Origin of the sequence: Mesorhizobium sp. M1C.F.Ca.ET.210.01.1.1, assembly GCF_004791585.1 — a bacterium.
In the GTDB taxonomy this organism is placed as follows: Bacteria; Pseudomonadota; Alphaproteobacteria; order Rhizobiales; family Rhizobiaceae; genus Mesorhizobium.
On the sequence record NZ_SRUU01000001.1, the window covers coordinates 165,667 to 188,514 of the forward strand.

24 protein-coding genes are annotated in these 22,848 nt (G+C 64.6%); 9 read left to right on the forward strand and 15 right to left on the reverse strand.

Features of this window, described 5'->3' with window-relative positions; translation table 11 throughout:
- Positions 1-502: 502 nt before the first annotated feature.
- Both EN853_RS00835 and EN853_RS00840 read right to left on the reverse strand, forming a co-directional pair.
- Positions 503-1,948, reverse strand: a complete 1,446-nt coding sequence (locus tag EN853_RS00835; protein ID WP_127857389.1) for an adenylate/guanylate cyclase domain-containing protein — start codon at positions 1,946-1,948, stop codon at positions 503-505.
- A gap of 267 nt (positions 1,949-2,215) precedes the next feature.
- Positions 2,216-3,133: a polyprenyl synthetase family protein gene (locus EN853_RS00840; RefSeq protein ID WP_127857390.1), complete on the reverse strand. Its 918-nt coding sequence runs from the start codon at positions 3,131-3,133 to the stop codon at positions 2,216-2,218.
- A gap of 129 nt (positions 3,134-3,262) precedes the next feature.
- Here EN853_RS00840 and EN853_RS00845 point away from each other — a divergent pair, with 129 nt between their 5' ends.
- The 3 genes from EN853_RS00845 to EN853_RS00855 all read left to right on the forward strand — a co-directional run bounded on the left by EN853_RS00845 (position 3,263) and on the right by EN853_RS00855 (position 5,052).
- Complete coding sequence (locus EN853_RS00845; protein WP_127857621.1) at positions 3,263-3,970, forward strand: transglycosylase domain-containing protein; 708 nt, start codon at positions 3,263-3,265, stop codon at positions 3,968-3,970.
- Positions 3,971-4,124: 154 nt separating this feature from the next.
- Positions 4,125-4,307, forward strand: coding sequence for a 50S ribosomal protein L32 (rpmF, locus tag EN853_RS00850; protein WP_006203806.1), 183 nt, complete (start codon positions 4,125-4,127; stop codon positions 4,305-4,307).
- Between the two features lie 343 nt (positions 4,308-4,650).
- The gene (locus EN853_RS00855) at positions 4,651-5,052 is read left to right on the forward strand and encodes a hypothetical protein (RefSeq protein ID WP_127857391.1); all 402 of its coding nucleotides are present in this window, start codon (positions 4,651-4,653) and stop codon (positions 5,050-5,052) included.
- Positions 5,053-5,070: 18 nt separating this feature from the next.
- Here the strand turns inward: EN853_RS00855 and EN853_RS00860 are convergent, their stop codons facing one another.
- A complete protein-coding gene (locus tag EN853_RS00860; RefSeq protein ID WP_127857392.1) occupies positions 5,071-5,589 on the reverse strand; it encodes a helix-turn-helix domain-containing protein in 519 nt (172 codons plus the stop codon).
- A gap of 97 nt (positions 5,590-5,686) precedes the next feature.
- Between EN853_RS00860 and EN853_RS00865 the strand changes: the two genes are divergently transcribed.
- Both EN853_RS00865 and EN853_RS00870 read left to right on the forward strand, forming a co-directional pair.
- Positions 5,687-6,514, forward strand: coding sequence for an alpha/beta hydrolase (locus tag EN853_RS00865; RefSeq protein ID WP_127857393.1), 828 nt, complete (start codon positions 5,687-5,689; stop codon positions 6,512-6,514).
- Positions 6,515-6,591: 77 nt separating this feature from the next.
- Positions 6,592-7,248, forward strand: coding sequence for a glutathione S-transferase family protein (locus EN853_RS00870; protein ID WP_127857394.1), 657 nt, complete (start codon positions 6,592-6,594; stop codon positions 7,246-7,248).
- Between the two features lie 55 nt (positions 7,249-7,303).
- Here the strand turns inward: EN853_RS00870 and EN853_RS00875 are convergent, their stop codons facing one another.
- The 3 genes from EN853_RS00875 to EN853_RS00885 all read right to left on the reverse strand — a co-directional run bounded on the left by EN853_RS00875 (position 7,304) and on the right by EN853_RS00885 (position 9,164).
- Positions 7,304-7,591, reverse strand: coding sequence for a metalloregulator ArsR/SmtB family transcription factor (locus tag EN853_RS00875; protein WP_127857395.1), 288 nt, complete (start codon positions 7,589-7,591; stop codon positions 7,304-7,306).
- A gap of 31 nt (positions 7,592-7,622) precedes the next feature.
- Complete coding sequence (locus EN853_RS00880; RefSeq protein ID WP_127857396.1) at positions 7,623-8,870, reverse strand: MFS transporter; 1,248 nt, start codon at positions 8,868-8,870, stop codon at positions 7,623-7,625.
- A 99-nt stretch (positions 8,871-8,969) separates the two neighbouring features.
- Complete coding sequence (locus EN853_RS00885; protein WP_127857397.1) at positions 8,970-9,164, reverse strand: DUF1192 domain-containing protein; 195 nt, start codon at positions 9,162-9,164, stop codon at positions 8,970-8,972.
- A gap of 108 nt (positions 9,165-9,272) precedes the next feature.
- On the opposite strand from EN853_RS00885, the gene EN853_RS00890 reads away from it, so the two are divergent.
- The 3 genes from EN853_RS00890 to EN853_RS00900 all read left to right on the forward strand — a co-directional run bounded on the left by EN853_RS00890 (position 9,273) and on the right by EN853_RS00900 (position 11,763).
- Complete coding sequence (locus EN853_RS00890; protein ID WP_127857398.1) at positions 9,273-10,283, forward strand: NAD(P)H-quinone oxidoreductase; 1,011 nt, start codon at positions 9,273-9,275, stop codon at positions 10,281-10,283.
- 384 nt (positions 10,284-10,667) lie between these two features.
- Positions 10,668-10,808, forward strand: coding sequence for a DUF1127 domain-containing protein (locus tag EN853_RS00895; RefSeq protein WP_126087200.1), 141 nt, complete (start codon positions 10,668-10,670; stop codon positions 10,806-10,808).
- Positions 10,809-11,061: 253 nt separating this feature from the next.
- Positions 11,062-11,763: a DUF1013 domain-containing protein gene (locus EN853_RS00900; RefSeq protein ID WP_127857399.1), complete on the forward strand. Its 702-nt coding sequence runs from the start codon at positions 11,062-11,064 to the stop codon at positions 11,761-11,763.
- Between the two features lie 69 nt (positions 11,764-11,832).
- Here EN853_RS00900 and EN853_RS00905 read toward each other — a convergent pair whose 3' ends face one another.
- Complete coding sequence (locus EN853_RS00905; RefSeq protein WP_127857400.1) at positions 11,833-12,552, reverse strand: YafY family protein; 720 nt, start codon at positions 12,550-12,552, stop codon at positions 11,833-11,835.
- A gap of 222 nt (positions 12,553-12,774) precedes the next feature.
- On the reverse strand, positions 12,775-12,939 hold the full coding sequence (locus EN853_RS00910; protein WP_127299808.1) for a hypothetical protein: 165 nt from the start codon (positions 12,937-12,939) through the stop codon (positions 12,775-12,777).
- A 201-nt stretch (positions 12,940-13,140) separates the two neighbouring features.
- On the opposite strand from EN853_RS00910, the gene EN853_RS00915 reads away from it, so the two are divergent.
- Entirely contained in the window at positions 13,141-13,302 is a 162-nt protein-coding gene (locus tag EN853_RS00915) for a hypothetical protein (RefSeq protein ID WP_127857401.1), read from the forward strand.
- 6 nt (positions 13,303-13,308) lie between these two features.
- On the opposite strand, the gene EN853_RS00920 is transcribed toward EN853_RS00915, so the two are convergent.
- The 7 genes from EN853_RS00920 to tkt form a co-directional block, all read right to left on the reverse strand.
- Positions 13,309-14,040 carry an SGNH/GDSL hydrolase family protein gene (locus EN853_RS00920; RefSeq protein ID WP_127857402.1) on the reverse strand — a complete coding sequence of 244 codons (732 nt, stop codon included), beginning with the start codon at positions 14,038-14,040 and terminating at the stop codon, positions 13,309-13,311.
- 64 nt (positions 14,041-14,104) lie between these two features.
- Positions 14,105-14,845 carry a thioredoxin family protein gene (locus EN853_RS00925; RefSeq protein WP_127857403.1) on the reverse strand — a complete coding sequence of 247 codons (741 nt, stop codon included), beginning with the start codon at positions 14,843-14,845 and terminating at the stop codon, positions 14,105-14,107.
- Between the two features lie 155 nt (positions 14,846-15,000).
- Positions 15,001-16,026 (reverse strand): class I fructose-bisphosphate aldolase, encoded by a 1,026-nt coding sequence (locus EN853_RS00930; RefSeq protein ID WP_127857404.1) that lies wholly within the window; start codon positions 16,024-16,026, stop codon positions 15,001-15,003.
- Positions 16,027-16,240: 214 nt separating this feature from the next.
- A complete protein-coding gene (locus tag EN853_RS00935) occupies positions 16,241-17,437 on the reverse strand; it encodes a phosphoglycerate kinase (protein WP_127857405.1) in 1,197 nt (398 codons plus the stop codon).
- Between the two features lie 103 nt (positions 17,438-17,540).
- A complete protein-coding gene (locus EN853_RS00940; protein WP_127857406.1) occupies positions 17,541-19,430 on the reverse strand; it encodes a potassium/proton antiporter in 1,890 nt (629 codons plus the stop codon).
- A gap of 160 nt (positions 19,431-19,590) precedes the next feature.
- Positions 19,591-20,601 (reverse strand): type I glyceraldehyde-3-phosphate dehydrogenase, encoded by a 1,011-nt coding sequence (gap, locus tag EN853_RS00945; protein ID WP_127857407.1) that lies wholly within the window; start codon positions 20,599-20,601, stop codon positions 19,591-19,593.
- 207 nt (positions 20,602-20,808) lie between these two features.
- Positions 20,809-22,800, reverse strand: coding sequence for a transketolase (gene tkt, locus EN853_RS00950; RefSeq protein WP_127857408.1), 1,992 nt, complete (start codon positions 22,798-22,800; stop codon positions 20,809-20,811).
- Between the last annotated feature and the right edge of the window lie 48 nt (positions 22,801-22,848).

Here is a 22,848-nt window from a genome sequence, read left to right on the forward strand (position 1 = left end):
TTTCGTCCAGCACCAGGCGCCGGACGCGAAGCTCGCCTTCCGGCCTGAGCTGACAGGCCAGCCGAACCTCATCCGCCAATCGCAATCGGTCCGCCATCGAAGTCTCGGCAGAATTCCGGTCCGGGCAGGCCTTCAGGCCATCGAGCACCCAGACGCGGCATGTCGAGCATTTCGCCCGGCCGCCGCAGGCATGCGCGAACGGCACGCCCGATCTGAGAGCCGCCTCGAGCAAGGTCTCATCGGCGGCCACGTCGAAATCGATCTGGTCAGGTAGAGCGGTTACTTTGGTCATGTTCTTGAACAAGGGTCCGCGGCGCTGGCCGGTTTGTGAGTGTAGCACCAATCGGGCCGGGCCCCCAATCGCTCTTGCGAGGAACGATCGCTCTTGTCGAAAGCACAACGCGATGCTTCGAGGGCGCAATCGAATTGACCGCGCTCACCGGACGGACGCCACAGGCTCCGATCCCAGGCATTGCGAAAGGGAGTTGGCACCCAATCGTGCCTATTCCCGCATAATGCGATAGACGGTTGCATCACCCTCCACGCCTCGAAGAGGCGCGTCAAAGGCCACGACACGATGGCCGGCAAGCATTTCGCTGACCCCGGGCGCGGAATGGAGCGCCTCGGAAATGCAGACCTGTCCGGCCTCTGCCAGGGACTGCACCCGCGCGGCGACATTCACCGTCTGGCCGAAATAGTCGAGGTTGTCGTTGAGCGTCACGGCGATCGAGGGGCCACAGTGGGCACCGATCTTGAGGATGATCCCCGGCCCGTCATGGTCGCCGTTGAAACGATCGATTTCTTCAAAGATGTGGAGGGCAGCCGAAACCGCATCCGACGGCTGCGAGAATGCAGCCATCACCGCATCCCCGATCGTCTTGACCACCGCTCCGGAATGTTGCTGAACCGCCGCATTGACCAGAGCGAAATGCTCGCGGACCAAAGCATAGGCGTTGAGGTCACCCAGGCGCTCATACATGGCGGTCGAACCCTTGAGGTCCGTGAACAGGAAGGTGATCTGCCGGATGCCGAGCCCCTCCTTCTCGTCGACACGTTCGGACCGGAAGAGCTGGCGGAAGGTTTGCCGCGCAAGCAGCGTTCCACCGGAAACATAAGGGTCGAAATCGAGCGCCGGCTTGGTGGTTAGCGCGACAAGCTCGGGCGGCCAGTTAATGGCAAGCAACGAACCGCGCAGCGGCCCCCTGTTCGCCACCTCAATGACAATCGGACCAGGTGGCACGGCGGGCAAAGCCGGCAAGAAGCGCTTGCCGTCATAATCGACCTTCAGAAGCGTCGGCGCCAAAACCGGGTCGCCCGATATCGGCACAGCGAATGCGGCCTGCGTCTGCACGTTGACGCCCGCGAGGGCGCCCGGTCCCAGGTCGGCGCGGAGCACTGTTGTGGTGCCGGGCGGCAGAAACGTCATGCCCCGAACGAAGCCGCGCAGAACGTCAAGAAAGCGAACGTGTTGCCCCGGCAGCCGCCCGTCATGTCCGAAGTGGAGCTTCCAGTGAAAATCCTCGACAGGGAGCGTCTCGGGATCGTGGTACGGCAGGCGTCGTAGCTTCGGCGATATCGAGAAGGTGACCTCGATGAAGTCGTCGAGGCTGGTGTCGCCCGATACGTCGCACAGGCCACAGACGTAATGGGTCTTCAGCGTGCGCAGGGCACCGAAACTATCGAGCACCATCCCGGACTGGGGACAGATCACATCCCAGCTCATGTCGAACAGGCCACAGCGGGCGGCATGAAGGAAGAGGTCGATCGCTTCAGGCGCGGCGATCGCGCGGTCGCGAGCAAATGTCAACGGATTGACGCGATAGAGTGACTGGTCGTCGGCGCTCCTGATCAGCGTCTCGAATTTCGAGATGACGCGTGGGCTCCAGGCTCGCGCCTGCTCGACCTTGGTCATCTTGCTTTCGAGAAGACGATCGTCGACTGCCGTCACGTCGGATCCTCAAACTTTCTCGCGACAGTCTACTAAAAAACCAGCACGATGCGAATGGATTGAAGCACGACAGTCTGTCCAGGAGGTTCAGACGGCACGCGAGCAGTCGCGCCGAAACGTCCGCATCGGAGTCGGTGGAACGATCGGACCTTGGAGGTTGAAGGTCCGTTATCGTTCTTCCCTGCACGCAGTCATGCGAGACGTGGTGACCAGTGGCCGCTGCTCGCGCATGGCGGACAATGCCGAAGGGGCATTGTGCGCTCGCCTTCAACTGTTGCGCGTCGCCACGAAGGTCGCTGCCGCCTTCAGCATATCCGCCCGCTCGCCATAGGGCTCCAGCAGTGCGTGCGCCTGGTCGATGAGGCCGTGGAGCTGCTCGCGCGCCCAGTCGGCGCCGTGCAGCGCGGCGAGCGTCGCCTTGCCAGCGGCGGCGTCCTTCTTGGTCGCCTTGCCCATCTGCTCTGCGTCGGCCGTCAGATCGAGCAGATCGTCGGCAAGCTGGAAGGCGAGGCCGATCGCCGAGCCGAATTCCGCCAGCCTTTCACGGTCGGCGGCGGGCGCGCCGGCGACGATGGCACCGGCCTCGCAGGCGAAGCGGATCAGCGCGCCGGTCTTCATCGCCTGCAGGCGGATGATGCCGGCTTCGTCCGGGCGCTTGCGCTCGGCCTCGAGGTCGAGCGTCTGACCGCCGACCATGCCGCCCGCTCCGGCGGCGCGGGCGAGCGCCAGCACGAGCGCCGTGCGGCGTTCGGCTGGCAGCGCGGTCGCCTCGTCGGCAATGATGTCGAAGGCCAAAGTCAGCAGCGCGTCGCCGGCAAGGATCGCGGTCGCCTCGTCGAAGGCTCTGTGCACCGTCGGCTGGCCGCGGCGCAGATCGTCGTCGTCCATCGACGGCAGATCGTCATGGATCAGCGAATAGCAATGCACGCATTCGAGCGCCGCGGCGACGCGCAGCGCCGCCTCGCCATCGGCGGAGAAAAGAGCAGCGCCTTCCATGACCAGGAAAGGGCGAAGCCGCTTGCCACCGTTGAGCACGCCATGGCGCATCGCCGCCATCAGGCGTTCGGGCCGGGCGATCTCGCCGGACAGCGGGCGCACATCGAGGATCTGCCGCAGCAGGATCTCGATCGCGGCGGCGCGCGCGAAAAGCGCGGTTTCGAAGGCTGTTCGGTCGTCTTTCGTCATGGCCGGGACCGGTAGCCGACACTCAGACATTGCGCAAGAAGCCTCGCGCCATTATGCCGGAGTGGCGTGTGGCACGGGTGGGGCGGCTTGACGGAACCGATCGTCGATCATGAAAGCGAAGGGCTGGACATGGCGCGACCGCGGCGCCTGAACCGCGCCGGTCTGAAGCGCCTCGGCCGGCGCTGCCTGATCGCGGCGATCGTGCTTGCAGTTATCCCGGTCGTGCTCACCTTCCTCTATCTGCCGTCCTTCGTGCATCCGGTCTCGACGCTGATGCTGAAGGACCTCGCGACCTTCTCCGGCTACGACCGCCGCTGGGTGTCGATAGACGACGTGGCGCCGGTGCTGGCGAATTCGGTGATCATGTCGGAGGACGGGCAGTTCTGCTTCCATCGCGGCGTCGATCTTGGCGAATTGCGCGGCGTGGTCGACGATGCGCTCGCCGGCGAGGCGACACGCGGTGCCTCGACCATCACCATGCAGACGGTGAAGAACCTCTTCTTATGGTCGCGGCCGCTGGGCAGCGTGCGCAAAGCGGTCGAGCTGCCTCTGGCCGTCTATTTCGACGCGGTGATGTCGAAGCGGCGGATCATGGAGATCTATCTCAACATCGCGGAGTGGGGACCTGGCATCTACGGCATCGAGGCCGCCGCGCGCCACCATTTCGGCGTCTCGGCCAAGCAATTGTCGCGCCGGCAGGCGGCGCTGCTCGCCGTCAGCCTGCCCAACCCGATCGCGCGAAATCCGGCCAAGCCCGGCCCGGGATTGAGGCGGCTTGCCAATCTGATCGAGCGGCGCGCCGGCAGATCCGGAGCGTATGTGGGCTGCCTGGATTAGGGTGAAGCGGCGCCGGCTCAAAAAAATTCACGAGCGGCGCTGGCCAAAACGGCGCAAGGCGTGTATAGGCACCCGACTTTCTCAGATTATGGCCTCAGTGCGGCCCTTTCGCGAGGGTTGCCGGGGCATTTTGACCATGTAGTGGAGCATATCCATGGCCGTTCCAAAAAGAAAAACCTCTCCGTCGAAGCGCGGCATGCGCCGTTCGGCCGACGCCCTCAAGGCCCCGACCTATGTCGAGGACAAGAATTCCGGCGAAATGCGCCGCCCGCACCACATCGACCTGAAGACCGGCATGTATCGCGGCCGCCAGGTTCTGGAGCCGAAGGAAAGCTGAGCAGCCTCCACGGTTCCGTGAGGTGACGAAGGACCGGCCCCTGGCCGGTCTTTTTGCGTTTGGCGTCCGAATGATGGCGCTAAAGCGCATCGCGATCTGTCAGATTCGCTCCATGCGCTTTAGGTTTTTGATCTTACGCATGTCTTTGTCCCGAAACCGGTTCCCACTTTCGGGAGGCATGCTTCTGTTGGCCATGCCCGGCCGGTTCTGCCGAGAGCGTGAGCAACCGGCTGACATCGTTATTTCATTAGGTCTTAGAGCGTGTTCGCTGCCGCTGCCGAAAAGCCTTGACGGCGTGCCTGCCGCGGATTTTACAAAAGGGTGCCTCATTGGAGTCACCCAGATGTTCGGTGCCATCCCGCTGCTGATCGTGCCCTTCGTCCTCTACAATCTCGGACTGCTCGGGCTGTTCGGCGGCGGCGACGATCCGTGGGCGATCGAAATGTTCTCGTTCCGCATGATGTCGGGCGGCGTCTTCTCGATGACGCTCGGCGACCTTATGGTGCTGATCGGCTTGGTCTTCTTGTTCATCGAAATCTCAAAATCGGTGCGCACCACCAATGCATCGATCCTGGACCACCTGTTATCGACACTGGTCTTCATCGCCTTCCTGGTCGAGTTCCTGCTGGTGAAGGGCGCGGCGCACTCGGTGTTCTTCACGCTGATGGTCATCGCGCTGTTCGATGTGCTCGCCGGCTTCTCGGTTTCGATGCGGTCGGCCAGCCGGGACATCAATCTGAACTAGGCCTGCGCGACGGCTGCTTCACGCCGTGGCTGCCTCGGCTTTTCGCGCGACCACGGCCTCATAGGCGGCCTGCAACTGCTGCCGCACGCCCGGCGTGCCTGGCGGCGCCTTGATCGGCGCGCCGAGATGCTCGTGACGCAGCTCGTCCATGAACTGCTCCCACAGCGGCGGACCACCCTTTTCGAGAAGCTCGGCGCGGATCGATAGCTCCTCGCTGACCGGAAGCCAGACCCGCCCCCAGGCGCCGAGATGCGCCATGATCGGCACCAGGGTGATCGCCATCTCGGTCAGGCTGTAGATCGCCTTTTGCTTGTGGCTCGGATCGTCGGCCTTGGTCAGCAAGCCGAGCTCCATCAGCCGCTTCAGCCGGTCGGCCAGGATGTTGGAGGCGATGCCCTCGATCGAGCCGTTGAGCAGCTCGCGGAAATGGCGCCGGCCGCCGAAGATCATGTCGCGCAGGATGATCAGGCTCCAGCGGTCGCCGAATACCTCGAGCGATAGATTGATCGGGCAGCCGGACCGGTGTTCCGTGTACATGACGATCTCCAAAAAAACCGGTTGCATTATGATATCGGTTTGATTATCGTGCAACTGATTGCGAAATGCAATCGGATTGATCGAGGAGAAGATAAGGTTGGCCGCTTTGCCTCGCCCTGAAATCGTCTCGGAGACCTTCGGAAATCCGGCCGATCCGGCGATCCTCCTGATCATGGGCGCCATGGCATCGATGCTCTGGTGGCCGGAAGCCTTCTGCCGGCGGCTCGCCGGGCGCGGCGGCCGCTTCGTCATCCGCTACGACAATCGCGATACGGGCCTGTCGACCAAATATACGCCGGGCGAGCCGCCTTATACGTTCGAGGACATGGTTGAGGATGCCGTCCGCGTGCTCGACGACCACGGCGTCGCCAAGGCGCATGTCGTCGGCATGTCGATGGGCGGCATGATCGCGCAGATCGTGGCGCTGAAACATCCCGAACGGGTCAACGCGCTGACCGTGATCTCTAGCTCGCCGCTCGGCGTCGACACGTCCGGTTTGCCGGGGACGAGCGAGACTTACAGGGAGCATTCGGCGCAAGGCGCCGCTGTCGACTGGTCGAACCGGGAGCAGGTGCTCGGCTTCATGGTCAAGGACGCGCGGGCGCTCGGCAGCACCCGGCACCCCTTCGACGAGGCGCGGACACGCGCGATGATAGAGATGGATTACGACCGGTCGGGCGGCCTCGCCAGCGCGACCAATCATTTCCTGCTCAAGGGCGAAGGTCCGAAGCGGACCGTGCGGGATGTGACCGTGCCGCTGCTCGTCATCCATGGCACCACCGATCCGATCTTCCCGATCGAGCATGGCGAGGCGCTTGCCGGCGCGGTTCCCGGTGCCAGGCTGGTGCGGGTCGAAGGCGGCGGCCACGAACTGCACCGCGACGACTGGCGGCAAATTATCGAAGCCGTCGCTACGCACCCCTAGAGAACGGCGGCCTTGACACCAACGGCTGGCGAAAATCACCTGGATGCCGTGACGGCACAGACGACAGAGAGCGAAGAATGTCCCTGACCCTGCATTTCCATCCCTTGGCTTCCTTTTGCTGGAAGCCGCTGATCGTGCTCTACGAGAACGACACGCCTTTCGCTCCGGTGATCGTCGATCTTGGCGACGAGCAGTCGCGTGCGGCTTTCCTGGAGGTTTCGCCGACTGGCAAGATGCCGGCCCTTCGCGACGACGCGCGGAACCGCACAGTGCTGGAATCGACCATCGTCATCGAGTATCTCGCCGCCTATTACCCCGGGCCGATCGAGCTCATCCCCGCCGACACCGATCTTGCCATCCAAGTCCGCCAGGCCGACCGCTTCTACGACTTCTACGTGCAGGAGCCGATGCAGAAAATCGTCGGCGACAGGCTGCGGCCGCGGGACCAGACCGATCCGTTCGGGGTCGAGCAGGCGCGGGCGCAGCTTCGCAATTCATACGCCATTATCGAACGCGAGATGGAGGAAAGGACCTGGGCAGCCGGCGAGACTTTCACAATGGCCGATTGTTCGGGCGCTCCGGCGCTGTTCTACGCCAACAAGGTCGAGCCGTTCGGCGAGAAATTCCCCGCCGTGAAACGCTACCACGATCGCCTGCTGGAGCGACCGTCTTTCGCCCGCGTGCTCGAGGAAGCGCAGCCCTATTTCAAGCTCTTCCCCTACAACGACGGCTAGCCGGCGATGCTGCACGTCCCGCTCGGCCGATTTGCACCAGGCGCCAGGCGAGAGGTCAGCTTCCCGGCGCGCCGATCTCCTCGACGTTCCAGAACTGGTCGAGCCAGATGTTGAGCCTGAGGAACCCGGCGGTGCTGACGGTATAGACACGTCTGGTGCCCTCCGCCTTGGCGTTGACCAGGCCCGCGTCGAGCAGGACTTTCAGATGCTGGGAAACAGCCGGGCGCGACACGGGCAACCCGGATGCCAATTCATTCACCGTCCTGGGACCGCGCCGGAGCTCTTCCAGGATATAGCGCCGGTTGGGATCGGCAATCGCCACGAAGGCGTCGGAAAACATCATGCCTTATTTGTGGGGCAAAGTTCTCCAAATCTCAACTATCGGTTTCAACCTTTCTGCGCGGATCGAGACGCAACGCTTCCGGCGTGACCGCACGGTCGGCCGGCTGCGTCTTGAAGGCATCGCGGTTTTCGATCGGCACCGGCGCGCGGGCGCGGATGCGCAGCAGCGTGTAGCCGGCGAGGCTGAGATGGGCGAGCGCGGTTGCGAGGAAAAGGCCTTCCGGCCGCAGCCAGCCCATCAAGGCAGCGCCGAGCAGCGGCCCGATCATGGTTCCGAAGCCGTATAGCAGAAGCAGCCCACCAGAAACCTTGACGAAATCCTCCGCCCGCGCGTGGTCGTTGGCATGCGCGACGGCGATCGAGTAGAGCGTGTAGGCGAAGGCGCCGTAGGCGGCGGCCAGCACGATGACGAAGACGCCCGAATGCGGCTCGATCATGAAGATCAGCACCGCAAACAGCGCCGCGCCGAAGGCAGCGCCGGCAAGCACGAAGCGGCGGTCGGTCGTGTCGGAAAGCCGCCCCGCGGGAAGCTGCATGGCAGCACCCGCGACGACCACAAGGCTCATCATCAGCGCGATCTCGGCGGTGGAGATGCCGATGCGGGCGCCATAGACAGCGCCGAGCGTACCCCAGGCGCCGTTGGCGATGCCGATCAGAACACAGGCCACCGCCGACACCGGCGAATTGGCATAGAGGCCTTTGACGTCGAGCTTGACGTCCTGCAGCGGCTTCGGATGCGACTGCGTCGAAACGGCGGTCGGAATGAGCGACAGGCAGAACAGGATGCCGGTGATCATGAACAGCGAGGCCGATTTCACGTCGCCGCCGGCGACGATCATCTGGCCGCCCATGATCGAGGCGTAGGTGACCATCATATAGAGGCCGAACACGGTGCCGCGGTTCTCGTTGGTGGCCTTCTCGTTCAGCCAGCTTTCGATCACCATGAAGGCGCCGGCCATGGTGAAGCCGGTGAAGGCGCGCAGCAGGATCCAGAAATACTCATCGATGATGAGGCCGGTGAGCAGCGCAATGATCGCGCCCGAGGCGGCGAAGGCGCCGAAGGCCCTGACGTGGCCGGCGCGGCGAACGAGGCGCGGCGCAAAGAAGCAGCCGGTGACGAAACCGCCGGCCCAGGCCGTGCCCATCAGGCCGAGCGAAGCGGTCGAGAACCCTTCCACCTGGCCGCGCAGCGGCAGCAGCAGGCCGTGCAGGCCGGAGGCCGCCAGCAGGAACGCGGTGCCGCGCAGCAGCGAGAGGATCGGTCGGTAGGTTGCGAACATGGGCTGATCCGGCTGGAGATTCGAGGCGCTGGTCTTTTTCAGAGAAGGCCTGGCAGGCGCTTTCAGGCTTTTCCGGGGCGGGCGGGCATGCCGCCGTGATTATCCGCGGCGAAACAGCGCCTCGGCGGCGGATTTTGTGGCGCCCTTGGCGGCGCGCGCTTCTTCCAGCCGGGCGATCTCCTCGCGCAGCAGGGCAATGCGCTCGGACAATTCGTCGACGGACAGCAACGACAGATCCTGGCCGATCTCATGCGGGCGCGGCTTCTTTTTGGGTTCGTCGTCGAAGATCGCCATCGTCGCTCCTCCCTCACTTGGCCATTTGCCTGATTTGGTAATGAGCATACATAGGGCAGGGGCGCTGATGCAAATAGCCGGCCAACGGCATGAGGAGATGGGACAACCATGGCGAGCGGACAGAAGATCCCGGCAAGGATGACGGCCATTGCGATCTCGCAGCCCGGCGGCCCCAGGGTGCTCAAGCCGGAGACGCGCGACGTGCCTTCGCCTGGCCCAGGCGAGATCCTCATCCGCGTGCATGCCGCCGGCGTCAACCGGCCGGACGTGCAGCAGCGCAAGGGCGCCTATCCGCCGCCGCCTGGCGCCTCGGACCTGCCCGGCCTCGAGGTGGCCGGCGAAGTGACGGCGCTTGGCGACGAGATATCGCGCTGGCGCATCGGCGACCGGGTCTGCGCGCTGACGCCGGGCGGCGGCTATGCCGAGTATGTCAAGGTCCATGCCGGCAGCGTGCTGCCGATCCCGGCAGGTTTCACCTACTCAGAAGCCGCCGCCGTGCCGGAGAACTACTTCACCGTCTGGCACAATGTGTTCGAGCGCGGCGGGCTGAAAAAGGGTGAGACGCTGCTCGTCCACGGCGGCTCATCCGGCATCGGCACCACGGCCATACAACTGGCGTCGGCGTTCGGCGCCTATGTCGTCACCACGGCCGGCAGCAAGGAGAAATGCGATGCCTGCCTGAAGCTCGGCGCCGACCGGGCGATCAATTACCGCGAGCAGGACTTCGTCGCCGAGGTCAAGGACGCAACCGACGGCCGGGGCGCCGACGTCATCCTCGACATGGTCGGCGGCGACTATGTGGCGCGCAACTACGAAGCGGCGGCGATCGAGGGGCGCATCGTCCAGATCGCGGTGCAGGGCGGCGCTGTCGCAAGCGCCGACTTCGCAAAGCTCATGGTCAAGCGCCTTGTCCATACCGGGTCGACGCTGAGGCCCCGCACCGTCGAATTCAAGGCAGCCATCGCGGCGGCCCTCGAAGCCCAGGTCTGGCCGCTGCTCGGCACCCGCAAGGTCGCTCCGGTCATGGACATGATCTTCCCGCTGACGGAAGCCTGGCGGGCGCATGAGCGGATGGAGGAGGGCGAGCATATCGGCAAGATCGTGCTCGACGTCGGCTAGGATGGACCGATATTCAGGGTGAGCCCGCCTGCGAAATGACGGCTTCCGGCCTTCGCCGGCCGAAGCATTCATGAGAGTGACGTGACCAATCAAGGCTACGGCCGGCGTAGGCTGGTGCTCACGTACCTTAAGCACGCTCCGGTCCGGTTCTCGGAGCCCACCTTGTTTGGTCGCTTCGCGCCCGTCTTCGAGCCCGGCTCGGCCTGACCTGAATCTCGATACATCTCGGCCGAGCGCGCGTCGCCAGTGACAGGCTGAACAAAGGCTTAATGCTGCATTGCACAAAACGCATTGCGGCCATGCAAAAGCGTCCGTTCAATTTGTGGGCAGGCGTGCCTATTTACGCGGCATCGAACAATTTGACCAAACGACTGGAGAACCAACATGAACCCGATCCGTGCTTTCCGTAAATGGCGCATGTACAACGAGACCGTGCGCGAGCTGAACAAGCTCAATGCCCGCCAGCTGAACGATCTCGGCATCAACCGCGCCGACATCGAGCGCATCGCTCGCCAGGCGGTGTAATCAGACGCAGCCCGACCGCAAGGCCGGGCTGGGACATGCAAGCCAGAGCCGTCGAGACGCTTGCTTCGTTTCCGGTTCCAAGCCCGCTGGACCTCGTCCAGCGGGTTTTGTCTTTTCAGGGCTATGAATCGCCCCTTCCCAAAAACATTGCGAAATCGTGACGGAGCGTTTATACAGGCCGCGAATTTCCCATTTTGGTGGCTCTAAAACCACCGCCCGCGCGGGAACGCGGGCGAACGAGAGGATTTTTGATATGGCCAATACGCTGCTGATGCCGAAGGCGACCGCCGTCTGGCTGGTCGACAACACCGCGCTCTCCTTCGAGCAGATCGCGCAGTTCTGCGGGCTGCATCCGCTGGAGGTCAAGGCGATCGCCGACGGCGAGTCGGCGCAGGGCATCAAGGGCATGGACCCGATCATGACCGGCCAGCTTACCCGCGACGAGATCGCGCGCGGCGAGAAAGATCCGAACCACCGGCTGAAACTGTCCGACCCCAAGGTGCGGGTGCCGGAATCGAAGCGCAAGGGTCCACGCTACACGCCGCTGTCTAAGCGCCAGGACCGTCCGAACGCCATCCTGTGGCTGGTGCGCAACCATCCCGAGCTCAAGGACGCCCAGATTGCCCGCCTCGTAGGCACCACCAAGTCGACCATCGAGCAGATCCGCGAGCGCAAGCACTGGAACTCGGCCAATCTGCAGCCGATGGATCCGGTGACGCTCGGTCTCACCTCGCAGATCGACCTCGACCTGGAAGTCAACCGCGCCTCGCGCGGCCGCGAGCAGGCGCAGCCCGTTGCCGGCGACACGCTGTTGCCGGCGGCGCTCACCGAGCGGCTGGTGCCGGCTCCGGAAAAGCCGAAGGACGAGGATCAGGAACTCGACGCCAACGCCGTCTTCGCCAAGCTCTCTGCGCTGAAGTCGAAGGACAAGAAGGAAGACGACGGCGAGGAGTAGGTTCTCGAGGTCCAACAAAAAAGCCCGCTTCGAGCGGGCTTTTTTGTTGGACAAGTCGCTTGGGAGGGATCATGTCCGGGCGGCGCGGTCGGGCGCCATGCCGTAGTCCTCGCTGCGCTCCACGGCTCGATAGAAATCGGCAAGCTGCTTGCCGCGCTCCGGCTTGTAGATGCGGCCGGCGATGACCACCGAACCGATGCGGTCGATGCGGAAGGCGCGAAAATCGTCGCGCATCTCGCACCAGGCGACCAAGGTCCAGACCTTGCCCCAGAACCACAGCCCCAGGGGCCGGATGTCGCGCGCGGTGCCGCGGCCGGCCTCGTCCGAGTAGTCGATGGTCAGCACCTGACGCTTCTCGATGGCGCGCTCGATCAGGTCGATCGCCTCACGCGCGGCGTCGCTCACCACCCACATCGGCGTGTGGATCTCGGTGCGGGCGATGCGGTCCTTTTCGGTGTCGGGCAGCACGGCGCCGATCTTGACCAGCGCCTCGTCGGCGGCCCTTGCCATGGCGGCGCCGCCGAAGGCGCGCACCATGCGGGCGCCGGCGACCAGCGCCACGATCTCGTCACGCGTGAACATCAGCGGCGGAAGGTCGAAACCCTCCCTCATCATGTAGCCGACGCCCGCCTCGCCGTCGATCGGCACGCCGGTCGACTGCAGGTCGGCTATGTCGCGATAGATGGTCCGCTCGGAAACCTCGAGCCACGTGCCGAGCTTCTGCGCGGTGACCAATCGGCCACCACGCAAATGCTGCACGATCTGGAAAAGCCTGTCGGCGCGGCGCATCGTTTGACCCCTTGGTTTCGGTTCTACGCATGCCGCGGTCCCAAAACCGGTTCCCGCAGGTTCAAGGCTGCATCAATAACGCAAGCCTCCTGACAACATACTGTCAGGAGGCTGCAGCCAATCCGCCACGGTACAACGGCGTCTTTCCTGAAACCCAGCGTTTCAACCGACATTACATCTGGGCGTGGCACGGTCGCTATCCAAGTCGTGCGCTCAAAAATTTCAGTTCTTACGCACGCGGCCGTCATAAAGGTCCGGCCAACCGATGTCCTTGCGGATGTCCGCGGGCAAAGTGTTCAGGAAACGCTGCGTGCGAATCTCGTCCCGCACGGTGCGGATCTTGCCGACATAGTTCTGTACGCTACGCAGGATGGTAAAACCGTTCATGACCAGACTCCTCTCTTTTGATGGGAGGAGTATCTCACACCCCTGCTGACAGCAGTCTGTCAGGAGCCTGGCAGGTTGCGGGAGCAGGCTCCAAAAAGCTTGGCGAGATCTGCGAAACGGCCTGCTTGTCAGGAGCGATGCGGCTGCCGGAAGCGCCAAGAACGGCTTTGACAGCCGTCGGCGATGCTGGTCAAAGGCGGCATGACGAAACTTCTCGCCCTTGTCGTCATCGGCATCATGCTGATCCAGATCATCAAGCCGCTCGGATGGCCGGGGCTGAAGCGCCGCGGCGATTTCTGGAAGCTGGCGCTGCTTGCCATGGCCGCGATCTCGCTGGCCGCCGTGCTGGGCCACTGGGCCTGAGGGACATCAAACCGGATCGAGGCCGTCATTGCCGAGCACAAAATCCACCAGATGCTGTGCCCAGGCGCGATAGCCCGCTTCCGAGGCATGGAAGCCGTCTGAAGCAAAGCCGGCCTCGGGATTGGTGATCGGCAGCCGTGCCGCCGGAACGGCGCCGCGTTCGTTGCAGAGGCGCACGCCCATCCGGTTCATTGCGATAGCCCGGATCTCGAGGATCTTACCGAGCAATGGCGGCATTGCCGGCGCGCGGGTGAATTCCAGCACCGGCGACCACACCACGCGCGCTTCCGGCCATTTGGCGCGCAGCGCATAGAGCAGGCCGCCGAACTCCTTCTTGAAGCGCGGCACGGAATGGAAGTTCTTGGTGTCGTTGGTGCCGATGGCAAGCACGATATGCGTCCACGGATCGGCCGACAGATTGGGCAGGACATGATCGCGGATCTGGCCGGATGTCGCCGAGTTGAAGCCGGCGGCGCGCCAGCGCACGGCTCGGCCGGTGCGTTCGGCAATCAGGCCGGCCAGTTGCGCGGCGAGCCCGTATTCGGACTTCTCGATGCCGACCGAGGCGGCGGAAGAGTCTCCCAGAACCAGCAACGCGACGGCCGGCGTCCTGCCGGCGATCTCATGCAGGACCGGACCTTGCGCCGGCAGCGTGCGTGTGGTGCGACGGCGCACGCCAAGGCCCTGCCAGACATAGACCGGGAAAGCGAGCCAGGTGAGGAGGGCGGGCAGGCGCATGGCAAATCCGTTGGATGGGCGAAAAGCCATTAGCGCATGTTTCGCCGGAGGTGAACGAGGCCGGTCACTCGCAGCAGTCCGGCTTTCCCTTCGCCCTGTCCTGGTATTCGTCGTGCAGGCGCACCCAGTCCATCAGGCCGTGATACGGGCCGGTCTCGTTGCGGCCCTTCGGCGTCATGTCGAGATAGTGGTAGGCGCCGATCAACGCGTCGCCGCCGCGGGCTCGCGACATGAAAGTGAGGAAGATGTCGCCGCACTCGTCGCGGTAAAAGACGCTAGTGCCCGGCAGGTCCTTCGATCGCAGCGGGCGTTTCTCGAAATTGTAGATGGTGTCGCCGGCCGCGATCTGCCTTTCGGTGAAGGAGACCTGCATGTCGAAGTTGAAGTCCGAAGCGTAGGACGACAGCCAGTCGAATCTCCAGCCCATGCGCTGCTTGTAGGGCAACAGCTCAGCCAGCGGCGCCCGCGAGATGGCGACCAGCGACACATCATGGTGCTTCAGATGCTGGTCGGCGGCATCGATGTGGTCGGCCAGGAACGAGCAGCCCTCGCAGCGGTGGTCGGAGCCCGGCGTCATCATGAAATGGTACACGATGAGCTGGCTCTTGCCGGCGAACAGTTCTGCAAGGCGCTTCGGCCCCCGCTCGCTTTCGAAGACATAGTCCTTGCGCAGCTTGAGCCAGGGCAGTTGCCGCCGCTCGGCGGCGATGCAATCGCGAAACCGCGTCAGTTCCTTCTCGCGCTCGAGGTGCTTTCGGTGCGCCTCGAACCAATCCTCCCGCGAAACCACGGCATTGCGATGCATGACTATCTCCTGTCCTCTCCTGCCAAGGACGTCCGACATCGGCGCGATCCGACACGGCCGGTGGCCGCCGGAGCTTCACAGGTGGGAATGCAGACCGCAAAAAGCAAAACCCGGGCCGATGGCCCGGGCTCTTCAGCGGCGCCGAGAGGCGGAAATCAGGCAGCTTTTTCCAGCGCCGGCTTCCATTTCCCGAGCGCGGCCAGATGGTTCATGTGGGCGCGGTGGATGAAGGCTGCCTGGCCGGCGGCGACGTTCGACGCCTTGCCGCTCCAGGCCTTCTGCGCGGCCGCCTGCAAAGCGCGGCCGTAGGAGAAGGAGATCTTCCATGGATGCGGGCCGATGGCGTTGATGGCGTTGAGGTTGGCCGTCGCCTCCTCGTCGTCCTGGCCGCCGGATAGGAAGGCAATGCCCGGCACCGCCACCGGCACGGTTTCGCGGAACAGCCTTATCGTCTTCTCGGCGACCTCTTCGGGACTGTCGGGCTTGCCCGACTTCTTGCCGGAAATGACCATGTTCGGCTTCAGGATGGTGCCTTCCAGCACCACGCGCGCCGCATGGAGCTCGCCATAGAGCTTCAGCAGCGTCGCCTTGCTCACCTCGTAGCAGGTGTCGATCGAGTGGGCGCCATCCATCAGCACTTCCGGCTCGACGATCGGAACGATGCCGGCCTCCTGGCAAAGCGCGGCATAGCGGGCCAAAGCATGCGCGTTGGAGGCGATCGAGGTCGCCGAGGGCACGCCCCTGGCGGTGTCGATGTCGATCACCGCGCGCCATTTGGCGAAACGGGCGCCGAGCTTGTAGTAGTCGGCCAGCCGCTCGCGCAGGCCGTCCAGGCCTTCGGTGATGGTGTCGCCGGGAAAGCCGGCGAGAGGCTTGGCGCCGAGATCGACCTTGATGCCCGGGATGGCGCCGGAAGCCTTGATGATGTCGACCAGTGGCGTGCCGTCGGCGGCCTTCTGGCGAATGGTCTCGTCATAGAGGATGACGCCGGAAATGTACTTGGTCATCGCTTCCTTGGCGCGGAACATCATCTCGCGATAGTCGCGCCGGCTGTCGGCGGTCGATTCGACGCCGATAACATCGAAGCGCTTCTTGATGGTGCCGGAGCTCTCATCGGCAGCCAAAAGGCCCTTGCCATCGGCCACGATCGCGGCGGCAATGTCTTCGAGACGTTCGCTCATGGTGCTCTCCTTGACGATGTTTGTTCCGCGCCTGTGGCGGTCAGCCCGCTGACCGCTTCAGGCCCTTGTCTTCCCGCAATTCCGGACGGAAACCGCTTCGCGCTTGTCCCGGAATTGCTCTAAGCAGAACACTACCGCCAAAGGAATGACGCCGGAAAGCTCGAATCTATTGAAAGTATTCGCGGCTGGACCGGTTCGCCGACTGTTGATCGGCTCAGTGCTTCAGCACTTCGACACCGGGCAGGGGCTTGCCTTCCATCCATTCCAGGAAGGCGCCGCCGGCGGTCGAGACATAGGTGAAGTCGTCAGCGACGCCGGCATGGTTGAGCGCGGCCACCGTATCGCCGCCGCCGGCTACCGAAACCAGCTTGCCCTCTTTGGTGCGAGCCGCGGCGTGCTTGGCCGCCGCAACGGTCGCGTGGTCGAAGGGCTCGATCTCGAAGGCGCCGAGCGGACCGTTCCAGACGAGTGTGGCGGCGCGGTCTATCCAGTCGGTGACGCTCTTCACGGTCTTGGCGCCGACGTCGAGGATCATGCCGTCGGCGGGCACGTCCGCAATGGCGACGGTTTCACTGGCGGCGCCCGCCTTGAATTCATTCGCGACGACGCCGTCGGCCGGCAGGATGATGGCGCAGCCGGCTTCGGCCGCCTCGATCATGATCTGCTTGGCGGTGTCGGCAAGGTCGTGCTCGCAAAGCGACTTGCCGACATCGGTGCCGCGCGCGGCCAGGAAGGTGTTGGCCATGCCGCCGCCGATGACCAGCGCATCGACCTTCTTCACCAGGTTCATCAGGAGATCGATCTTGGACGACACCTTGGCGCCGCCGACGATGGCGACGACCGGGCGCACAGGGTTGCCGAGGCCCTTTTCCAGCGCGTCGAGCTCGGCCTGCATGGTGCGGCCGGCATAGGCCGGCAGCCGGTGCGCCAGGCCTTCGGTCGAGGCATGCGCGCGGTGCGCAGCGGAAAAGGCGTCGTTGACATAGATGTCGCCATTGGCGGCTAGCTTTTCGGTGAAGGCCGGTTCGTTCTTCTCCTCGGCCTTGTGGAAACGGGTATTCTCCAGAAGCAGGACGTCGCCGTCCTTCATGGCGGCGACGGCTTCAGCCGCCTTGTCGCCGATGCAGTCGGCGGCGAAGCCGACCGGACGGCCGAGCACCTCAGCCGTCGCGCGGGCGATCGGCTCAAGCGAGAATTCGGCCGACGGGCCGTCCTTGGGGCGGCCGAAATGCGCCAGCAGGATCACCTTGGCGCCCTTGCCGGAGAGCTCGGAAATCGTCGGCGCGACGCGCTCGATGCGTGTGGCGTCGGTGACCTTGCCGTCCGCTACCGGCACGTTGAGGTCGACGCGCACCAGAACGCGCTTGCCGCTGACGGCGCCGATATCGTCGAGTGTCTTGAAGCCGGCCATGGTCGTTCCTTTCCGCGAAAAACGCGGGGACCTTACCCGGCACCGGCGGCGATGCAAGGCCCGCGTCGGGGCGCGCGCGCAAAAAAGATGTCGTTGTGTGACGTCAGCCGTCGCTTGCCGCTTTTTGCGCCACAGGATCGGGGCCTGGAACGTCTTCGACCGGGGCCTCCACGGCAGGCGCCTGCACGGGTTTGCGCCAGCTGCGGACGAAGGCGCTCAGGCGGTCGGCGATCTCGCCGGCGCTCAGGAAGACCGGGACACGCGCCACCGGCGCGGTCGGCTCGAAGGACAGGCCAAGGCCGGTGATCCTGCCCTTTTCGTCGACATCGCGCACGATCAGCTCGATCGGACCGATCATCACGCGGTCGGCATATTCTGCGTGGCCGCCGAGCCGCTCCGTGACAAGTGCCGCAACGGTGAGCTTCTGCTCGGCCTCGGTGAGGCCCGGCGCGTATGCGGCCTCCAGCTCTGCCGCCGAGCGCGCCGGATCGACAGCGAAGGCGCCGAAGAAGTCCGCGTCCTCGGGGTCGACCACGGCGCGGCTGGCGAAGAGCTTGTCGAGCAGGCGCGGATAGCGATCCGGCACGAAGATGTAGACCTGATCGCCAGCGGCGAGCCGGCCCATGTCCTGGAAGCGCATGGAGCGGCCGTCGCGCAGCACCAGCGAGGGTCTTGCCCAGCGCGGAATGCGCTCGCCGCGAGCCACCGGGCTGCCGGGCGCCACGCGATAGGCGAGCAGCTCGTGATGGGCCGAGCCCGGCAGCTCGAGCTCGACCTTGTCGAGCGGTCCGAGCCGTGCCGGCACGATCAGGCCGAGGCGGCGCGCCAGCGGGCCGACGGTCCAGCCTTGCACCACCAGCGATACGAGCACGATGATGAAGGCGACATTGAAGATCAGCCGCCCGTTCGCCAGCCCGCCGAGCAGCGGCGTGATGGCAAGCAGGATCGAGACGGCGCCGCGCAGGCCGACCCAGGAGACAAAGGCGACCTCGGGACGCGGCAGGCGGAACGGGATCAGGCAGAGCCAGACGGCCAAAGGCCGCGCCACGAAGATCAGGAACAGGCCGAGCAGGATCGCCGGCACCATGATCGCCGGGAACTGCGAGGGCGTGGCGAACAGGCCGAGGATCAGGAACATGATGATCTGCGCCAGCCACGACATGCCGTCCTGGAAGCGCTTGAGGATGGTGACGGCGCGGATGTCGGAATTGCCGGCGACGAGGCCGGCGAGATAGACGGCCAGGAAGCCCGAGCCGCCGACGGCGCCGGCTGCCGCGAACACCATCAAGGACAGCGTCAGCACGAAGATCGGCAGCAGGCCGTGGTCGAGGTTCAGCCGCTCGACGAGGCGCACGATCGCCAAGCCGCCGAACACGCCGATGACGGCGCCAAGCCCCATATTGATGAGGAAGCCGAGCAGCAGGTTGGTGGCCAGCACGTTGGCTTCCGGATTGGCATGCGAGGCGATGATCTCGACCAAGGTGATGGTGAGGAAAATGGCGATCGGGTCGTTGGTGCCGGATTCGACCTCGAGGGTCGAGCGCACGCGCTCGCGCAGGTGGATCTCGCCGGCGCGCAGCAGGAAGAAGACGGCGGCAGCGTCGGTCGAGGCGACGGCGGCGCCGAGCAGCGAGGATTCCAGCCAGCTCAGGTTGAGGAGGTAGAAAGCGGCGACGCCGAAGATGGCGGTGGTCAGGATGACGCCGACGGTGGCCAGCGACAGCGCCGGTCCGGCGGCCTGCCGCAAGGCGTTGAGCGGCGTGCCGAAACCGGAATCGAACAGGATGATGGCCAAGGCCAATGAGCCGGCAAAATAAGCCAGGCGCGCATTGTCGAACTCGATGCCGAGGCCGTCGACACCGGTGGCCAGCCCGATGCAGAGGAAGAGGAGCAGCAGCGGGGCGCCAAAGCGGAAGGCGATCAGGCTCGAGAACGCGGCGGCCACGACAAGCGCGGTGCCGACCAGCGTTACAAGATAGATCGCATGCTCCATCCGGAATCGCCCCTCATTTTCCGCCTTCCCTCCCGCTTTACGGCAGAGTGGGGCGAAGACATGACCAGTGCAAGGCGGCGGTGTGGTTTTTGGCTCAGCCGGCCAACAAAAAACGCCCGGCCGAAGCCGGGCGTTTTCACTTTCAAACGATGTTCTGAGATCAGGCGATGGTCTTGCCGAAGGCGACGGCGGTGTCGGCCATGCGGTTCGAGAATCCCCACTCGTTGTCGTACCAGGAGAGCACCGAAACGAAGTTGCCGTCCATCACCTTGGTCTGGTCGAGCGCCGCGATCGAGGAGTGCGGATCGTGGTTGAAGTCGATTGAGACATTCGGGTGATGGGTGACCGAGAGGATGCCCTTCAGCTTGCCCTTGGAAGCTGCGATCAGCGCCTCGTTGATCTCCTGCGCGGTGGTCGAACGCTTGGCGATGAACTTGAAGTCGACGACCGAGACGTTCGGGGTCGGCACGCGGATCGAGATGCCGTCGAGCTTGCCCTTGAGGTCGGGCAGCACCAGGCCGATCGCCTTGGCGGCACCGGTCGAGGTCGGGATCTGCGACAGGGCCGCCGCGCGGGCGCGGTAGAGGTCCTTGTGCATGGTGTCCAGCGTCGGCTGGTCGCCGGTGTAGGAGTGGATCGTCGTCATCATGCCCTTCTCGATGCCGACGGTCTCGTGCAGCACGGCGGCCAGCGGCGCCAGGCAGTTGGTGGTGCAGGACGCGTTGGAGATGACGACGTGGTCCTTGGTCAGCTTGTCGTGGTTGATGCCGTAGACGACGGTGAGGTCGGCGCCGTCGGACGGGGCCGAGACGATGACGCGCTTGGCGCCCGCGGCCAGATGCGCGGCGGCCTTGTCACGGGCGGTGAAGATGCCGGTGCATTCGAGCGCGATGTCGATGCCGAGCTCCTTCCAGGGCAGCTGGGTCGGGTCCTTGATGGCGGTGACCTTGAACTTCTCCGAGCCGACCGAGATCTGGTCGCCGTCGACCGTCACCTCATGCGGGAAGCGGCCGTGCACGCTGTCGTAGCGCAGCAGGTGCGCGTTGGTCTCGACCGGGCCGAGGTCATTGACGGCAACGACGTCGATGTCCTTGCGGCCGGATTCATGGATGGCGCGCAGGATGTTGCGGCCGATGCGGCCAAATCCGTTGATGGCAACTCTGACGGTCATTTTTCTCTCCCTGGGGGGCTCGAAAGCTGATGGTTCCGCTGCTTCATAGCGGCGGGCGGCCAAAGAATCCAGCCGCGGAAGCCCAGATTTAAATCGATTAGGTTAGTCCAGGCCGGCGCAACCCATTGAATGGGTTCGCCGGACCGGCCCTTCCTGCTTCTATATGTCGCTCAAACGGCCATGCGCTTTCGAGCGACATGCAATGGCTCACCTGCTGTGCAGGCGTGCTTCCACCGTCTTAGCCGCAGCCTCCGCCGTGATGCCGAAATGCGGATAAAGCTGCTCGATGGTGCCCGAGGCGCCGAAGCCGGTCATGCCGACGAAGATGCCGTCACTGCCGATGATATGGTCCCAGCCCTGGCGGATGCCGGCCTCGATGGCGACCTTGACCTTGGCATTGCCGATGGTCTTGCTGCGGTAGTCCTCGCTCTGCTTGTCGAACAGCTCGAAGCACGGCACCGAGACGACGCGGGTCGGATGGCCATGCTTCTCGAGCAGTTCGCGCGCGCCAAGCGCGACCTCGACCTCGGAGCCGCTGGCGAAGATCGTCACCGCGGCTTCGCCGTTTGCCGCGGCAAGCTCGTAGGCGCCGGCAGCACTGAGGTTCTTCTCGCTGAACTCGGTGCGCACGGTGGGCAGATTCTGGCGGGTCAGCGCCAAGGTCGACGGCGTCTTTTCGGATTCCAGCGCCAGTTGCCAGCATTCGGCCGTCTCGACCGCGTCGGCCGGACGGAAGACATTGTGGTTCGGAATGGCGCGCAGCGCCGCCAGATGCTCGACCGGCTGGTGGGTCGGGCCGTCCTCGCCGAGGCCGATCGAGTCGTGCGTCATGACGAAGATCGAGCGGATGCCCATCAGCGAGGCAAGCCGCATCGAGGGCCGGGCATAATCGGAGAAGCACAAGAAGGTGCCGCCATAGGCGATCAGGCCGCCATGCAGCGTCAGCCCGTTGATCGCCGCCGCCATGCCGTGCTCGCGGATGCCGTAGTGGACATAACGCTGGCCGTAGTCGTCGGGCGTGATGTTCTTGGTCTGGCTGGTCTTGGTGTTGTTGGAGCCGGTGAGGTCGGCCGAGCCGCCGATGGTTTCCGGCACGGCGCCGTTGATGACCTCCAGCGCCATTTCCGACGACTTGCGGGTGGCGACCTTCGGCTTGTCGGCCGAGAGCTTCTTCTTGTACTCGGCGATGACGGCGTCGAAATTGCCCGGCAGCTTGCCGGCGAGGCGGCGCTCGAACTCGCCCTTCAGCCCGGCGTCGGCCTTGGCGAGGCGGCCTTCCCAGTCGGCTCGCGCCTTGGCGCCGCCCTTGCCGACCGCGCGCCAGGCGTCGAGGATGTCGGCCGGAATCTCGAAGGGCGGCGACTCCCAGTTGAAGAATTTGCGGGCGCCGGCGATCTCCTCGGCGCCGAGCGGCGAGCCATGCGCCTTGTTGGTGCCGGCCTTGGTCGGGGCGCCGAAGCCGATGGTCGTCTTGCAGGCGATCATCGTCGGCTTGTCGGAATGGCGGGCCGCCTCGATGGCATAGGCGATCGCTTCCGGATCGGTGCCGTCGATGTGGCTGGCGTTCCAGCCGCTCGCCTGGAATCGGGCGACCTGATCGGTGTTGTCGGCGAGCGACACCGGGCCGTCGATCGAGATGTTGTTGTTGTCCCAGAAGACGATCAGCTTATTGAGCTTGAGATGGCCGGCCAGCGCGATGGCTTCCTGGGAGACGCCCTCCATCAGGCAGCCGTCGCCGGCCAGCACATAGGTATAGTGGTCGACGAGGCCGTTGCCGAAGGCGGCGTTCATGATGCGCTCGCCGAGCGCGAAGCCGACCGAATTGGCGAGGCCCTGGCCGAGCGGACCGGTGGTGGTCTCGATGCCGGCGGCATGACCGTATTCGGGATGGCCCGCCGTCTTCGATCCGAGCTGCCGGAAGCTCTTGATCTGGTCGATCGTCATGTCCTCGTAGCCGGTGAGGTAGAGCAGCGAGTAGAGCAGCATCGAGCCGTGGCCAGCCGACAGGATGAAGCGGTCGCGGTCGGCCCAGTGCGGGGCCTTGGCGTCGAATTTCAGGAAGCGGGTGAACAGCACCGTGGCGATATCGGCGCAGCCCATGGGCAGGCCGGGGTGACCCGAATTCGCCTTCTCGACGGCGTCCATGGAAAGGAATCGGATCGCATTGGCCATCCGGTCATGTTGTTCACGCGAGGTCATGCTTCCTCCGGAAATAGGGGTTGGAGCCTTGGGGGAGTCCCTGGAAAG